At 74.5% G+C, this 15,030-nt stretch carries 11 protein-coding genes; 5 read left to right on the forward strand and 6 right to left on the reverse strand.

From position 1 onward, the window contains the following. The first annotated feature begins 141 nt into the window (after nt 1-141). Complete coding sequence (locus tag ACFY01_RS02845) at nt 142-537, forward strand: DUF4186 domain-containing protein (protein WP_390733823.1); 396 nt, start codon at nt 142-144, stop codon at nt 535-537. Here the strand turns inward: ACFY01_RS02845 and ACFY01_RS02850 are convergent. Next, on the reverse strand, nt 534-2,084 hold the full coding sequence (locus tag ACFY01_RS02850) for a M1 family metallopeptidase (RefSeq protein WP_390733824.1): 1,551 nt from the start codon (nt 2,082-2,084) through the stop codon (nt 534-536). The genes ACFY01_RS02845 and ACFY01_RS02850 overlap by 4 nt on opposite strands. A gap of 208 nt (nt 2,085-2,292) precedes the next feature. Here ACFY01_RS02850 and ACFY01_RS02855 point away from each other — a divergent pair, with 208 nt between their 5' ends. Together ACFY01_RS02855 and ACFY01_RS02860 are read left to right on the forward strand one after the other, a co-directional pair. Then, nucleotides 2,293-4,512 (forward strand): NADP-dependent isocitrate dehydrogenase, encoded by a 2,220-nt coding sequence (locus ACFY01_RS02855; protein WP_390733825.1) that lies wholly within the window; start codon nt 2,293-2,295, stop codon nt 4,510-4,512. A 339-nt stretch (nt 4,513-4,851) separates the two neighbouring features. Further along, nucleotides 4,852-5,652 (forward strand): N-formylglutamate amidohydrolase, encoded by an 801-nt coding sequence (locus tag ACFY01_RS02860; protein ID WP_390733826.1) that lies wholly within the window; start codon nt 4,852-4,854, stop codon nt 5,650-5,652. 9 nt (nt 5,653-5,661) lie between these two features. On the opposite strand, the gene ACFY01_RS02865 is transcribed toward ACFY01_RS02860, so the two are convergent. The 3 genes from ACFY01_RS02865 to ACFY01_RS02875 are packed head-to-tail and all read right to left on the reverse strand — an operon-like array spanning nt 5,662 to nt 8,221. After that, nucleotides 5,662-6,141: a hypothetical protein gene (locus tag ACFY01_RS02865; protein WP_390734032.1), complete on the reverse strand. Its 480-nt coding sequence runs from the start codon at nt 6,139-6,141 to the stop codon at nt 5,662-5,664. Nucleotides 6,142-6,146: 5 nt separating this feature from the next. Beyond that, nucleotides 6,147-6,785 (reverse strand): RNA polymerase sigma factor, encoded by a 639-nt coding sequence (locus tag ACFY01_RS02870; protein WP_390733827.1) that lies wholly within the window; start codon nt 6,783-6,785, stop codon nt 6,147-6,149. Then, nucleotides 6,782-8,221, reverse strand: a complete 1,440-nt coding sequence (locus ACFY01_RS02875) for a S8/S53 family peptidase (RefSeq protein ID WP_390733828.1) — start codon at nt 8,219-8,221, stop codon at nt 6,782-6,784. Before ACFY01_RS02875 ends, ACFY01_RS02870 begins: the two co-directional genes overlap by 4 nt. A gap of 147 nt (nt 8,222-8,368) precedes the next feature. Between ACFY01_RS02875 and ACFY01_RS02880 the strand changes: the two genes are divergently transcribed. Next, the gene (locus tag ACFY01_RS02880; RefSeq protein ID WP_390734033.1) at nt 8,369-10,939 is read left to right on the forward strand and encodes a CHAT domain-containing protein; all 2,571 of its coding nucleotides are present in this window, start codon (nt 8,369-8,371) and stop codon (nt 10,937-10,939) included. Between the two features lie 156 nt (nt 10,940-11,095). Here the strand turns inward: ACFY01_RS02880 and ACFY01_RS02885 are convergent, their stop codons facing one another. Continuing rightward, on the reverse strand, nt 11,096-12,784 hold the full coding sequence (locus ACFY01_RS02885) for a LuxR C-terminal-related transcriptional regulator (protein ID WP_390733829.1): 1,689 nt from the start codon (nt 12,782-12,784) through the stop codon (nt 11,096-11,098). A gap of 95 nt (nt 12,785-12,879) precedes the next feature. Between ACFY01_RS02885 and ACFY01_RS02890 the strand changes: the two genes are divergently transcribed. After that, on the forward strand, nt 12,880-13,965 hold the full coding sequence (locus tag ACFY01_RS02890) for a M12 family metallopeptidase (RefSeq protein ID WP_390733830.1): 1,086 nt from the start codon (nt 12,880-12,882) through the stop codon (nt 13,963-13,965). A gap of 130 nt (nt 13,966-14,095) precedes the next feature. Here ACFY01_RS02890 and ACFY01_RS02895 read toward each other — a convergent pair whose 3' ends face one another. Beyond that, nucleotides 14,096-15,022, reverse strand: coding sequence for a sulfurtransferase (locus ACFY01_RS02895; protein ID WP_390733831.1), 927 nt, complete (start codon nt 15,020-15,022; stop codon nt 14,096-14,098). Nucleotides 15,023-15,030: the final 8 nt, after the last annotated feature.

Here is a 15,030-nt window from a genome sequence, read left to right on the forward strand (position 1 = left end):
GGCGGCGGCCACGCTACTGCGCGCGTGCCCCGGCCAAGTGGCCGGTTCCCCGTCGCACGCGCCCCGCGCCGGTGTTCCGTGTGGCGGGGCCGGGAGGCGTCCCGGTGGCCTCGGGCCCGGCCGCCGTATGCTCGGAGCAGTATGGCCACTCCCCCGGACCCCCCGATTCCGGAGCCGCCGGCCCGCGTGCTCGACCAGCGGCTCGACGCGCTCGCCCGGCAGCCGTTCCGCGCCAAGTTCCACCTGCGCGGGCGGGACCGGGCCACCGCGGAGCTGGGTGGCCCGGCCACGATGCGGAGGCACGCCCACGACCTGATCGCCAAGCGGCTGGCGCCGGCCGAGCCGTACAAGGACGGCCGGCAGACGCCGTACCGCGGCCATCCGGTCTTCGTCGCCCAGCACGCCACGGCGACCTGCTGCCGCGGATGTCTCCAGCGCTGGCACCGGATCCCCAAGGGGCGGGAGCTGAGCCGCGCGGAGCGCGCCTACGTGGTGGCCGTGATCTGCCGCTGGATCGAGCGCGAGCTGACCGGCTAGAGCGTCGCCGAGTTGTCGTGGTAATGGCCGCCGCGCAGGCTGTGCGGGGTCGCGAGGGACGGGGTCACCGGGGTGACCGTCCAGTCCGGGTGGCCGGGCATGCGCGGCGTCGTGGTGCCGTACAGCCAGTCGCGCAGGAAGCCGGACTGGTCCTGACCCGAGACCTTCGAGGCGACGGCGATGTAGTCCTCCGTGGAGGCCGCGGAGTTGCGGAAGCACTCCAGGAAGGTGCGTTCCACGGCGTGGAAGACGTCCTCGCCGACCAGCTGCCGGAAGGCGTACAGGACGAGGACACCGCCCAGGTAACGCTGGCTGTCGAAGAGGTTCACGGCGTTCGGGGCGGCGACCGGGCCGGAGTCGTGGCGCCACTGGTCACCGCGGGCGTAGGTGTCCCTCATCCGGGCCTCCATGGTGGTGAGGCCGAGGGAGTCGGGCCAGCCGCGCTCGTAGCGGTACAGCAGCCCGTAGAAGTCGGCGTGCCCCTCGTTCAGCCACAGGTCGGCCCAGGTGGCGGGGCTGACCAGGTTGCCGAACCAGGAGTGGACCAGCTCGTGCATCATGTGCGAGCCGATCTTCCTCTCCTCCTGGAGCAGGAAGTTCGGCTTGTACAGGGTGAGGGTCTGGGTCTCCAGGCCGGTGAAGTCGAAGGCGTTCGGGTCGTCGGAGTTGCAGGGCAGCAGGCCGTACGTCTCGAAGGGGTAGGCGCCGAGGCGGGCCTCCAGCCACTCCACGAGGCCGGGGGTGAGGGAGAGCGCCGGTTCCAGGGCGGCGGCGCGGGCGGCCGGTACGACGTCGCGCAGCGGCAGCCCGTGCGGGCCCTGCCGGTCCTTGACCACGTAGTCGCCGACGGTGATCTGCACCAGCTCGGTGGCCATCGGGGAGCGGGAGCGGTACGAGTACGCCGTGCGGCCGTCGGGCAGGGTCTCCGTGCGGGTGAGCACGCCGTTCGCCACGCCGCGCAGGCCGCTCGGGACCGTGACGCGGAAGGTGAAGTCCGCCTTGTCCGAGGGGTGGTCGTTGCAGGGGAACACGGTGTGCGCGGAGTTCGGCTGGCCGCACACCGCGAACCCGTCGGGGGTGACGACCCAGCCGGTGTGCGGCAGGGCGCGGTGCGGGTCGGCGGAGTACGCCACGCACACCGTGACCCGGTCCTTGGCCCGCAGCGCCGCGGCGGGGGTGATCCGCAGCTTTTCGTCCGCCTGCTCGAAGGCGGCCTCGCAGCCGTCGACGTGTACGGACCGTATGTCCAGGCCGAGGCAGTCGAGGGAGAACCGGGTGAGGCGCCGGTCGGTGCGGAGCGTCAGGGTCGCGGTCGCCTCGACCAGCCCGGTCGCGGGGTCGTACGCGAGGTCGAGGTCGTACGAGGAGACGCGGTAGCCGTCGTTGCCGAGGGCCGGGAAGACGGGGTCGCCGAGGGTCTCCGGGCCCGGGGTCCCCGGGTCGCCGCCGGTGCGGGGGGCGGCGTGGGCGGCGGAGCCCACGGTCAGTGCGGTCGCCGTGCCGATCAGGGCGGCCGCGGGGGCCGTCACTCTGGTGCGATATCTCATGGTCCGCTTTCGCTCGGGCGGCCGGGTGGTCGGGTCCGGCCGTCGGTGAGTGGGCGATCTGCCTACTGGACCGCAGAATCGATCCCCTCGGTTGCCCCCGGGCGACACCGATGTGGTCCCGGTGTGAGGGCGGACCCCTGTCGAGTGCACGGCGGTCACGAGATATCTTGATGTCGAGCAATGTTGCAGACGTGGAGCGGAGCACCCGGTGACTGACTCGACCATCATCTACACCTACACAGACGAGGCCCCGGCCCTGGCGACGCATTCGTTCCTGCCGGTGATCCAGGCGTACGCCTCGCAGGCCGGTGTCGACGTGGAGACTCGCGACATCTCGCTGGCCGGGCGCATCATCGCCCACTTCCCGGAGTACCTGAACGAGGACCAGCGCATCCCGGACGCGCTGGCCGAGCTGGGTGAGCTGGCCAAGACGCCCGAGGCCAACATCGTCAAGCTGCCGAACATCTCGGCGTCGATCCCGCAGCTCAGGGCCGCGGTCGCCGAGCTCCAGGGCAAGGGCTACGCGCTGCCGGACTACCCGGACGACCCCAAGACCGACGAGGAGCGCGAGATCCGCGCCCGCTACGACAAGGTCAAGGGCTCCGCCGTGAACCCGGTGCTGCGCGAGGGCAACTCCGACCGCCGCGCCCCGGCCTCGGTGAAGAACTACGCCAAGACCCACCCGCACCGCATGGGCGCCTGGACCCCCGAGTCCAAGACCAACGTGGCCACGATGGGCGTCGACGACTTCCGCTCCACGGAGAAGTCCGTGGTGATCTCCGAGGCCGGTTCGCTGCGCATCGAGCTCAAGGGTGACGACGGCTCCACCACCGTGCTGCGGGAGTCCGTGCCGGTCCTCGAGGGCGAGGTCGTCGACGCCTCCGTGATGCGCGTCGCCGCCCTGCGCGAGTTCCTGACCGCCCAGGTCGCCCGTGCCAAGGAGGAGGGTGTCCTCTTCTCCGTGCACCTGAAGGCCACGATGATGAAGGTCTCCGACCCGATCGTCTTCGGTCACGTGGTGCGCGCCTTCTTCCCGAAGACGTTCGCGAAGTACGGCGAGACGTTCGCCGCGGCCGGCCTGACCCCGAACGACGGTCTGGGCGGCATCCTCAAGGGCATCGAGGCGCTGCCCGAGGGCGCGGAGATCAAGGCCTCCTTCGACGCCGAGCTCGCCGAGGGCCCGGCGCTGGCCATGGTCGACTCCGACAAGGGCATCACCAACCTGCACGTCCCGTCCGACGTCATCGTCGACGCGTCCATGCCGGCCATGATCCGCACCTCCGGCCACATGTGGGGCCCGGACGGCCAGGAGGCCGACACCCTCGCGGTCCTGCCGGACTCCTCGTACGCCGGTGTCTACCAGGCCGTGCTCGACGACTGCCGCGCTCACGGCGCCTACGACCCGGCCACCATGGGCTCCGTCCCGAACGTCGGCCTCATGGCGCAGAAGGCCGAGGAGTACGGCAGCCACGACAAGACCTTCGAGATCCCGGTCACGGGCACGGTCCGCCTCGTCGACCAGGCCGGCAACGCCGTGATCGAGCAGACGGTCTCCGCCGGCGACATCTTCCGCGCCTGCCAGACCAAGGACGCGCCGATCAAGGACTGGGTGAAGCTCGCCGTCACCCGCGCCCGCGCCACCGGCGACCCCGCCGTGTTCTGGCTGGACGAGACCCGCGCGCACGACGCCAACCTGATCGCCAAGGTCAAGGCCTACCTGCCGGAGCACGACACCGAGGGCCTGGACATCCGCATCCTCGCCCCGGTCGACGCCACCAAGCTGTCGGTCGAGCGCATCCGCCGCGGCGAGAACACCATCTCGGTCACCGGCAACGTGCTGCGCGACTACCTCACCGACCTCTTCCCCATCCTGGAGCTGGGCACCAGCGCCAAGATGCTGTCGGTGGTCCCGCTGATGGCGGGCGGCGGCCTGTTCGAGACCGGCGCCGGCGGCTCCGCGCCGAAGCACGTCCAGCAACTGGTCAAGGAGAACTACCTGCGCTGGGACTCGCTCGGTGAGTTCTTCGCGCTCGTCCCCGCCTTCGAGCAGTACGCGGCCGCCACCGGCAACACCCGTGCCAAGGTCCTCGCCGACACCCTCGACCGGGCCACGGCGACCTTCCTCAACGAGGACAAGTCCCCGACCCGCCGCGTCGGCGGCATCGACAACCGCGGCAGCCACTTCTACCTCTCCCTGTACTGGGCGCAGGAGCTGGCCAAGCAGACCGACGACGCCGACCTGGCCAAGGCGTTCGCCTCGCTCGCCGAGACGCTCACCGCGGGCGAGCAGCGAATCGTCGACGAGCTGAACGCCGTCCAGGGCTCCCCCGCCGACATCGGCGGCTACTACCAGCCCGACAAGGCCAAGGCGGACGCGGTCATGCGCCCGTCGGCCACCTGGAACGAGGCCCTCGCGTCCCTGAACTGACGCGCACGGCCAGAGAGCCGTCCCACTGAACGACTCCGCCCCGGCCGGCACCCCGGCCGGGGCGGAGCCGTACGGTCAGCCGAGCGGGAGTGCCGTCGGCGGGCGCGGGTATCCGACCGGGCATGCTCGCCATCATCGGCTACCGGTCCCATGACACCTCGGCAACCCTCTGGGCGTTCTTCGGCTCGTTGCTGGTCATCGTCGTGGTGGGCTGGTACGTCCGGCACCGGAGGTAGACGCGGCTCCCTGCGCGCCACGCGTGGCTCGGCATCGATCCGGCACACTGCTCCTGCCCCTTGATCCCGCACCCTGACACTGACAACGCCCCCGGAGCCGCCCGTGTCCCGTCCCCTGCCCTCCTTCGAGCTCCTGCCCGGTGCCGAGGACTCGTCCGTGATCCTGCACGTGCCGCACTCCGCGCGGGAGATACCGGAATCCGTGCGGGCGGGGATCGTGCTGGACGACGCCGCGCTGGAGCGGGAGCTGGACCACATCACCGACGCGCACACGGACGGGATCGCCGAGGCGGCGGCCGGGCTGGCCGGGGTGAGGCCCTGGCGGTTCGTCAACCGGCTGTCGCGGCTGGTCGTCGACCCGGAGCGGTTCCCGGACGAGCGGGAGGAGATGCTCGCCGTGGGGATGGGCGCGGTGTACACGCGGACCACGCACCGGGCCGAGCTGCGGCCCGCCGGCACCGACCCGGAGCCGCTGGTCGAGCGGTATTTCCGGCCGTACGCCGACGCCATGACGCGGGCGGTGGCCGACCGGCTGGCCGCGACGGGGCGGGCCGTCGTGATCGACGTGCACTCCTATCCCACCGAGGCGCTGCCCTACGAGCTGCACGGAGCGGGGCCCCGCCCGCCGGTCTGCGTGGGCACCGACGCCTTCCACACCCCGCCCGAACTGGCGGAGCTGGCCCGGAAGGTGTTCGCGCGGTGCGGGGAGACGGGGCTGGACAGCCCGTTCAGCGGTGCGTACGTGCCGCTCGACTTCTACGGCACGGACCCGCGGGTCGGCGCCCTGATGGTGGAGATCCGCCGGGACACCTACATGGCGGAGCCCGGCGGCCCGACCGTGGAACCGGGACTGTCCCGGCTGGTCGCGGCCCTGGCCGCCCTGGTGGACGGCCTCTCCCGGTGACCCGGGGGGTCAGGCCCGCAGCCACTCCGTGACGATCACGTCCCCGCCGGTCCGCAGCCGCAGTGCGAACGGGCCCCTGGGCAGCGCCGCGCCGGTGAAGCGGCCCAGGGCGTCCGCCGCGAGCGGGACCGCCGTCTGCGGGCCGCCGAGCACCTCGACGCTCGCCGACTGCGGGGGCAGCACCTGGCCCATCAGCCCGTCCTCGCCGACCTCGACGTCCACGGTCAGCCCGCCCCCGCGGAAGGTCAGCATCCGGGGCGGGTCCGGCGCGCCCCGGACCGGGACGGCGTCGACCAGGGAGTCGAAGGTCAGCTCGGCGACCCGCGCGTCCAGGTCGTGCAACCCGTAGGCGTCGATGGCCAGTTGGCGCAGCTCGGCGGGGACGGGGTCGAGGATGGCGGCGGCCTGGCGCAGTTCCTCCTCCAGGACCCCGCCGCCGAAGTCGTCCTCGCCGAACGCGTCCCGGTCGCGGTAGTCGTCCTCGCGCATGGCGCTCACACCGCCCCTCGTGCGTCGAGCCGCGCCCGCAGCCTGCGCAGACATCGCTGGCGCAGCGGTCCGATGCTGCCCACCGCGATGCCGAGGGCGGCGGACACCTCCAGATAGCTGGGCGGCGGCGAGGCCATCAGGACCCGCAGCAACTGGCGGCAGCGGTCGCCCAGTTCCTCGAACTCCTGCCACAGCCGCCGGATCCGCTCGGCCTCGGCGGCCGCCTCCTCCGAGTCGAGCAGCGACTGCTCGGGCGTACGGTCCTCGCTGACCCGGTCCAGGACCTGCGGATCGTCCGTCGGCATCAGCCGGGTCAGGCCCTTGATCACCTTCAGGCACTCGTGCCGCGCGGTGCTCGCCAGCCAGGACCCCGCCTTCTCGGGCTCGCGGATGCGGCCGAGGTGCTGGGCGAAGCGGAACCACACGGTCTGGTAGACCTCCGAGCCGTCGGCGTCGGAGAGCCGGTGCGCGCGCACGACGGACCACACCAGCGGACTCAGCCCTTCCACGAGCGCCTTCCAGGCCGCCGCGTCACCTTCGACGGCCGACCGGACCAGCGCCCCGACCTCTGCTCGGTCCACGGCCCCACCCCTCGTGTACGGCACGTCATCGTACGCCGCGGAGGGGACGCATCCGGTCCTCATGCGCCGGGAACCAGTCGCACGACGGGGACCGGGCGCCAGGTGGGCGGCCTCAGCGCCGGTACGTGCGCCCCGCGTACTTCGGCGTACTCGGTGTTGGAGTCGAGCAACTGCCTGCGTGCGGCGCGCGGGTCGGACTCCTTGTGCGCGGTCATGTGGGCGGCGACGAGACCGGCGGCGACCGGGGTGGCGAACGAGGTTCCGCTCCACTGCGCGAACCCTTCGAACATGACCTGGTCCGCCTTGCCCGAGGTGCCCTGCCGCGCCTCGCTCAGCGCCCCGGTGTGGCGCGGGTACTGGCAGGTGCAGGCGTAGGCGAAGCCGAACCGGCAGGAGTCGTAGGTGGAGTGCTGGTAGGCGTACGGCACGGGCCGGTCGAAGCCGGTGAGGGCGCTGGTGAGCCGCTCGCCGGGCGCGTACGCCCGTACCCAGGGGCCGTGGTTGGTGAAGCAGGCGCCGAACTCGCCGTCGCCGCGCAGCGCGCCGACCGACAGCACGGCGTCCTCGTAGCCGGGCAGCGAGGCGTAGGCGGCGGGCCAGAAGGGTGTGGCGCTGGCGTTGTTGCCGGCCGCCGCGACCAGCAGGGTGCGCTGCTCGCGCAGCTCGCGCATGAAGGCGTCCACGCCGAGCAGGCCGTCGGTGCGGCCGTTGGGGGTGCCCGCGGAGAGGCTGATGATGTCGGGCCAGCCGCCCCGGTCGACGGCCTCGAAGAGCCTGGCGCCGAATTCGGACTCCAGGAGGGCGCCCGCGTCGTCGAGCGTGTTGCGTACGGTGAGGTCGGTGTTCGGCGCGACGGCGGCGAGCAGTCCGGCGATGAACGTGCCGTGGCCGACGTACTGTTCGAGGACGCCGTCGTCGCCGGTCTCCTTCAGCTGCGCGTCCCCCTCGGTGCGGGCGAGCAGCGGGTAGGACCGGTAGTCGTGCATCAGGCCGTTGTCGATGACGAGGACGGCGACGGCGGTGTCCGGGTCGTACGGGGTCCCGTCCGCCGCCGGGTTGCACGGCCCGGTGAGGGGAACGGGCACGGGCTCGTCGCCGGGGCAGGCGTTGACCGACGCGATCGACACCACATGGTTGCGGCTGACCAGCCGGCGGCCCTGCCGGCCCTCGTGCTCGCGCATCGCCCGCAGCGCGTGGGCCACGGAGCGGTCGCCGCTGCGGTCGCCGTGGCCGGGGTCGCCGACCCGGATACGGGTGACGCCGGTCCTGTTGGTCTCCGGGCCCTCCCGGCGCACGTGGTCGGCGACCAGGCCGGTGGCCTCGGCGAAGTGGCCGCGGACCGTGTCCTCGACCAGCCGGGCCTCCTCGCCGTCGCGGGCGAGGACGACGCCCTTCTCGTAGAAGAACTCGGCGGAGTCGTCCGGTCCCATCGCCAGCGGGACGTCCGGCATCGACCGCTGGACCTGTTCGAACTGTTCGTGGAAGCGCTGAGGCGCCATGGCGTGTCCTCCCCCTGAGGCCGGTTTCGACAGTCTGAGCCCGCGGGCCGCCGATTGATACAGGCCCGGACCATGACGAGCCGTGACGGGACCACTACCATCCGAGGAGTGACAGCGACAGACGCGTCGGTCCTCCAGTTGCTGCCGATGGTGTTCGCCGCCCCCAACGAGGCCCTCGCCGGGGCACAGCGGGTGCTGGACGCCGATCCGCCGCCGTCGCACGCCTCGGTCGCCCACCAGGTCATCGGCATCTGGCACCGGGACTTCGGCGACATCCGGGTCGCCCTCGGTCATCTGCGGCGCGCCCGCGACCTCGCGGCCCGGGCCGACTCGGCCGACCGGGAGGCGGACGTCCTGGCCACGCTCGGGGTCGCGTTGGTGCACGCGGGGCGCACGCGGCAGGGGCTCACCTCGTTCGAGCGCGGGGTCGCGCGGGGCAGCGGGCACACCCGGGCGCGGGTGCTGTTCCGGCGGGCCTACGTCTGGTGGGTGCTGGGCCGGCACCGGGAGGCGCTGGGGGACGTACGCCGGGCGATACCGGTGCTGCGGCAGGCCGACGACGTGATCTGGACGGCGCGGGCGCTGACCCTGCGGGCGACCGTGCACCTGGCGCTGGGCGCGGTGGACCGCGCGGACGCCGACTTCACGGCGGCCGAGCGGCTGTGGGAGACGACCGGCCAGGAGCACGACAAGGCCGACGCGGTGGAGAGCCGGGGCCTGGCCGCGTTCCGCTCCGGTGACATCCCGGCGGCGCTCAGGCTGCTCGACGAGGCCGAGGAGCGGTACGCGAAGCTCGGCACGCCCACGTTCATGCTGTGCGTGCGGCGCTGCGAGGTGCTGATGGCGGCCGGGCTCGCCCCGGAGGCCCTCGCCGAGGCGGACGCGGCGATCGCGGCGATCGACGAGATCGGCGGGCAGTCCACCCGCAAGGCCGAACTGCTGCTGGCCGCCGCCCGGGCGGCCCGCTCGGCCGGGGACCCGCACACGGCGATAGCGCGGGCCGACGCCGCCGTACGGCTGTTCGCCGGGCAGCGGCGCTCCTGGTGGGAGACGCATGCCCGGCTGGTGCTGATCGAGGCGCGGGGGGCGGCGGGACGCCGGTCGGGGCGGATGGTCGCGGACGCGGCCCGGGTGGCGGAACGGCTGGCCTCGTTCGGCTCACCGGCCGCGCCGGAGGCCTCGCTGCTGGCGGGCCGGATCGCGCTCGCCCTGGGCTGGACGGCGGACGCGGAACGGCATCTGGCGGTGGCCGCCCGCAGCAGACGGGCCGGGCCGCCGCCGGCCCGGGTGACGGGCTGGGCGGCGCAGGCGCTCAGGGCGCGGGCGGCCGGTTCGGGTCGGGGCGTGCTTCAGGCGTGCCGGCGCGGTCTGGACGTGCTCGACGACCACCGGATGACGCTGGGCGCCTCGGAACTGCGGGCCCGGGCCACCGCGCAGGGCGCGGAACTCGCGGCGCTGGCCCAGCAGGCGGCCCTCGCCCGGGGCGGGCCGCGGCGGCTGCTGGAGTGGAGCGAGCGGTGGCGGGCCACGATACTGTCCGCGCCGCCCACCCGGCCGCCCGCCGACCCCGCGCTGCTCAGCGGTCTGACCGCGTTCCGGGAGATCGCCGCCCGCGCGGAGGCCGCCCGCGTGGACGGCCGCCCGGTGCCCGCCCTGGAGCGCGAACAGCGGCGCCTGGAACGGGAGATCCGCTCCCGCACCCTGCACATGCGCGGCACCGCCCCCGGATACGGGGACACCTCCTCCTTCGACCCGGGGCGGCTGCTGGACCGGCTCGGTGACACGCGGCTCGTCGAACTGGCCGTGCTGGACGGGCGGGTGCACGTGCTGCTGTGCGGGCAGGGGCGGGTGCGGCGGTTCGAAGGCGGGGCGCTGGCGGAGGCGGTGGCCGAGGCGGAACACGTCCAGGCCGGGTTGCGGCGGCTCGCCCACCCGGGGGCGGAGGCCAGGCTGCCGGTGGTGGAGGCCGCGGGCCACCGGCTCCAGGAGCTGCTGCTCGCCGGGGCGGTACGGCACCTGGGGTCCGGGCCGGTCGTGGTGGTGCCGCCGGGCGCGCTGCACCGGGTGCCGTGGGCGCTGCTGCCGTCGCTCAGGGAGCGGGTGCTGAGTGTGTCGCCGTCGGCGGGCAGCTGGCTGCGGGCCCGGGACACCGAGCCGCCGCCGGGCGGCCGGCAGGTGCTGGTGCGCGGCCCGGGGCTGGCGACGGGCGGCGCCGAAGTGCCGGAGCTCGCGGGCCGCTACGGCACGGCGACGGTCCTGGAGGGCGCCGACGCGCAGGTCCCCCGGGTGCTGGCCGAGCTCGACGGCGCCGCGCTCGCCCATCTGGCGGCGCACGGCACGTTCCGCGCGGACAGCCCCCTGTTCTCGTCGCTGCGGATGGCCGACGGCCCGCTCATCGTGCACGACTTCGAACGCCTGGACCGCAGCCCGTACCGGATCATCCTCTCCAGCTGCGACACCGCCCGGCTCGCCTCGGTCGGCGCCGACGAACTGCTGGGCCTGGTCACCGCGCTGCTGCCGCTGGGCACCGCCGGGGTGGTGGCCAGCAGCGCGCCGGTCAGCGACGCGGCCGTGGTGCCGCTGATGCTCGCGCTGCACAAGGGCCTGGACGCGGGCCTGTCGCTCGCCGAGGCACTCCGCGACGCCCGCGCCGCGCTGCCCGGGGACGCCGTGCACCAGGCCACCGGGTGGGCGTTCGCCGCGTTCGGGGCGGCCTGACGCCGCATCACACCGGCTGCCCGACCGGCGGTTCCGCCAGCCCGGCAACCGACAGCGTCAGCCGCTCCGCGACGCCCGGGCCGCACCCGCCCGGGGACGCCGTGCACCAGGCCACCGGGTGGGCGTTCGCCGCGTTCGGGGCGGCCTGACGCCGCATCACACCGGCTGCCCGACCGGCGGTTCCGCCAGCCCCGGCAGCCGCGCCCGGTCACTCGCGCCGAGCCGCGTGTAGGCGCCGTACAGGTGGTTGCCGACGGTACGCACCGACAGCGTGAGCCGGTCCGCGATCTGGCGGTTGCTCAGCCCGGCTGCCGCGAGGGCGACGATCTGCCGTTGCCGGGCGGTGAGTTCGCCCAGTACCAGACCGGACAGGGCCGGGGTGCGGGCGCCCTGGCAGCGGCGGGCGAGGGCGAGCGCGCGGGTTCGGGAGGTGCGGGCGGCGCCCGGGTCGCGGTGCGCGTGGGCGGCCTGCGCGTACGCCTCGGCCGCGAACAGCAGGAAACCGCGCTGCCGCAGCGCCTCGGCCGCCCGGTCGAGGGCCGGGCCGTCGCGGCGGGCGAGGGCGTCGGCGTGCCGGGCGAACACGCTCCCCGCCGGAAGGGGCCCGACAGCGTCGGCGGACTCGCCTTGCGCGAGGGCCAGTTCGGCACGGCACGCAGGGTCGTCCGGTGCGTCCCGCAGCCCTTCGCGGGCCCAGGCCGCCGCCTCCCGCACCTCGCCGCGCAGCCGCGCGAACCGGGCGCGTACGGCTGCGTACCCCGCCGGTACCCGGGCGCCCTCCGCCACCAGCCACTCCCCCACCGGCGTCGGCACGGCCCGGACGTCCGCGGCCGCGATCCGCCGGGCCAGGGTGTCCCGTTCGGCCGCCAGGGCGGGGCCGAGGCGATCCGTGGCGCGGGCCGTCCGCCGGGCCCGCAGCTTCCCGGCGGTGGCCCGCAGCACCGGGCCGTGCAGCGGGTGGGCGAGGCGGACGCCGTCCTGGTCGTCGGCCTGGACGAGGCCGTCGGCCTCGAGTCGTTCGAGGGCGTCCAGGCCTCGGTCGTCCGGAGCGAGAGGGTCCAGGCGCAGGGGCAGCGGCTCGGCGAAGGCGAGGCGCTGGAGGATCTCGCGCTCGCCGGGGCCCGGACGGTCCAGGGCGGGAGCGACACGTTCGCGTACGGCGGCCGTCACCGGCACCGGGCCGCGCCAGGCCCATGCGTCGCCGCCCTCCACGGGGGTGAGCAGGCCGCCCTCGCGCACGGCCCCCACCAGTTCGCGCAACAGCCTCAGATCGCCCCCGCACAGCCGGTGCAGCCGGCCCACGGTGAGCGGTTCCAGGGTGCGGCCCGCGCCCGCGGTGAGCAGCCGCGCGGTCTCCTCCCGCGGCAGCGGCTCCAGGGCGAGGCGGGGCAGCAGCTCGCCGGTCCACAGCCGGGACACGGCGGCGGGCAGCGGTGCGCCGTCGTCCGCCGCGATCACCACGAGGCGGGTGCGGCCGTGCACGGCGAGCTGGTGGACCAGGGCGGCGGAGGCGTCGTCGAGGAGGTGCGCGTCGTCGACCACGAGCGGGCGTACGGCGGACAGCGACCGCATCGCGTGGTGCAGCGAGACCTCCCCGGGCAGCAGGTGCGCGAACGCGGCGAAGTCGAGCCGGCGTGTCTCGGGCGTCCCGGTCGCCCGGGCGCAGTCGGTGCCCCGGACGGCCTCGGTGACCAGTCGCGTCTTGCCGCGGCCGGAGGGTCCGGTCACGACGATGCCGTGCCGTGCGCCGGTCAGGGACCGGCGGACCAGGTCCAGTTCGTCCTCCCGGCCGGTGAACGGCCAGGGCGGTTCGAGTGTCCGCGCGTCCGGTTCGTAGGTCGTCACATCAGTGAGAGCCGGGATACTCAACGCTGATACAGGGGGACTTGAGTAGGCCTCGACTCAGGCGTCCGGCGGGGAGGCGGCGGCAGGCTGGACCCATGACCGCTCGCTACTGCTCGCTCCCGCAGCAGTCGGCCCCCTCGTTCGCACCGGGGCTGACCGCCGAGCGGCTGGGCGCGCTGACCGGCGGGCGGCGGATGTGGGTCAACGGCACGGTCCTGCACTACCACTTCTTCGACGCCGACACCGACGCGTCGGTGATCCCCGTCCCGGGGACCGGGGAGACCCGCCAGGTGTCGTGGGTCGGGTCGAAGGAGCAGCGGGACGCGGTGCGCGAGGGCTTCCGGCAGTGGCAGGACCTCGGCATCGGCGTGAGCTTCGCCGAGGTCGGCGACCGCCGGGAGGCGGAACTGCGCATCGGCTTCCAGGCCGGTGACGGCTCCTGGTCGACGGTCGGGCGGGACGCGCTGACGGTCGGCCGGGGGATACGCACCATGAACTTCGGCTGGGACCTGACCGCGCCCGGGGAGCGCGGGACGGCGCTGCACGAGATCGGGCACGCGCTCGGCATGCTGCACGAGCACCAGAGCCCGGTCGCCGGGATCCACTGGGACGACGAGGCCGTGTACGCCGACCTGGCGGGCCCGCCGAACTTCTGGAGCCGGGACACGACGTACGCCAGCGTCCTGCGCAGGCTGGACCCGGCCGAGGCCAACGGCTCCGTGTGGGACCCGCAGTCGGTCATGGAGTTCCCGTTCGGGCCGGGGCTGGTCCTGGAGCCGGAGCAGTACCGCGCGGGCCTGCACCCGCCCGGTTCCCTGTCCCCGGCGGACAAGGAGTTCGTGCTCCGCTGGTACCCGCCGACCCAGCCGTCCCGGCCGCCCGCTCTGGTGCCGTTCCGCTCGGCGCCGCTCGGCCTCGGCCCGGGCGGGCAGGCCGACTTCACCGTCGAGCCGCCGGAGACCCGCGCGTACACCGTGGGCACCTTCGGGGACGCCGACAGTGTCCTCGTGGTCTTCGAGGAACGCGACGGGGAGCCGCGTTACCTCGCCGGCCGGGACGACGGGGGCACACCGCACAACGCCAGGATCCGGGTCCGGCTCGTCAGGGGCCGCCGCTATTTCGTCCGCGTCCGCCTGTACTCCACCTGGGGTTCGGGCGAGACGGCCGTCATGTGCTGGTGACAGCGCAGGCCGCGACGCGGGTGTGTGGACCACAGTCCGGCGCCGGGGGAGCGGCCGCGGACGTCACCTTCGGGGGAGGGAGACGTCCGCGGCCACGCCGGTCCCCGGGACGAGAGCGGGGGCACGGCCTTCAGCCGCCCGTCTCCAGCGGTCGCGCCGGGTCCCCCGACCACTCCTCCAGTGAGCCGTCGTAGACGGAGACGTCCCTGCGCCCCAGCACGGTGAGCGCGAGTGCGGTGCCCGCCGCCGAGATGCCGCCGCCGCAGTAGAGGACGACGGGCGAGTCGGCGGTGCCGAGGACCGCGCCGACCCTGGCGGCCAGTTCCGCACGGGGCAGCAGGCGTCCGGTGTCGTCCAGGAGGCCCCGGCCGGGGAGACTGCGGCTGCCGGGGATGTGGCCGCGGCGGCTGTAGCGGGTGGGGGCGGAGCCGTCGTACCCGCCGGGCGGCAGCGCGCAGACCAGGACGCCGGGGTGCTCGCCCCGGCTGATGGCGGCCACCGCCTCGATGCCGGACCAGAGCCGGGGCCGCAGGACGGGGACCGCCGGGGTGACGGCCGGCTCGGGGTGGGTGTCGCCGGAGGCGAGCGGGCGGCCGGCCGCCTGCCACGCCGCAAGGCCGCCGTCCAGCACGGCGGCGGGAACGGAGATCGCGCGCAGCATCCACCACAGCCGGGCGGCCCAGATGCCGCCGCCGGTGTCGTAGGCGACGACCTCGCTGCCCTCCCCCACGCCCAGCCGGGCCAGCGCGGCGGACAGCGCCTCGGGGGTGGGGACGGCGAAGTGGCAGGGCGCGCCGGGGTCCGAGAAGTCCGAGGTGAGGTCGGCGTGCCGGGAGCCGGGGAGGTGGCGTTCGGCCCAGCCGGGGCGGCCGCTCGCCGAGCGGTGGTCGCCGTCGTGGCGGGGCGAGGGCAGCAGCGCGGTGGCGTCCAGGACGACCAGCCGCGGGTCGTCGAGGTGCTCCGCGAGCCAGGCGTCGTCGACCAGGGGGCCGGGCAGCAGGGAGGTCATGGCGGCCGATGGTACGCCCGTGAGCTGGGCGTCTTGCTTCGCGGTCATGAGCGTCT

It is taken from the genome of Streptomyces sp. NPDC001480 (assembly GCF_042894725.1).
GTDB lineage: Bacteria > Actinomycetota > Actinomycetes > Streptomycetales > Streptomycetaceae > Streptomyces.

What these genes read in the sequence shown, in the direction of transcription:
- ACFY01_RS02845 (WP_390733823.1), top strand. Translation starts at nt 142, where the DNA reads ATGGCCACTCCCCCGGACCCCCCGATTCCGGAGCCGCCGGCCCGCGTG.
- ACFY01_RS02895 (WP_390733831.1), bottom strand. Translation starts at nt 15,022, where the DNA reads ATGACCGCGAAGCAAGACGCCCAGCTCACGGGCGTACCATCGGCCGCC.
- ACFY01_RS02890 (WP_390733830.1), top strand. Translation starts at nt 12,880, where the DNA reads ATGACCGCTCGCTACTGCTCGCTCCCGCAGCAGTCGGCCCCCTCGTTC.
- ACFY01_RS02880 (WP_390734033.1), top strand. Translation starts at nt 8,369, where the DNA reads ATGGTGTTCGCCGCCCCCAACGAGGCCCTCGCCGGGGCACAGCGGGTG.
- ACFY01_RS02850 (WP_390733824.1), bottom strand. Translation starts at nt 2,084, where the DNA reads ATGAGATATCGCACCAGAGTGACGGCCCCCGCGGCCGCCCTGATCGGC.
- ACFY01_RS02865 (WP_390734032.1), bottom strand. Translation starts at nt 6,141, where the DNA reads ATGCGCGAGGACGACTACCGCGACCGGGACGCGTTCGGCGAGGACGAC.
- ACFY01_RS02875 (WP_390733828.1), bottom strand. Translation starts at nt 8,221, where the DNA reads ATGGCGCCTCAGCGCTTCCACGAACAGTTCGAACAGGTCCAGCGGTCG.
- ACFY01_RS02870 (WP_390733827.1), bottom strand. Translation starts at nt 6,785, where the DNA reads ATGAGGACCGGATGCGTCCCCTCCGCGGCGTACGATGACGTGCCGTAC.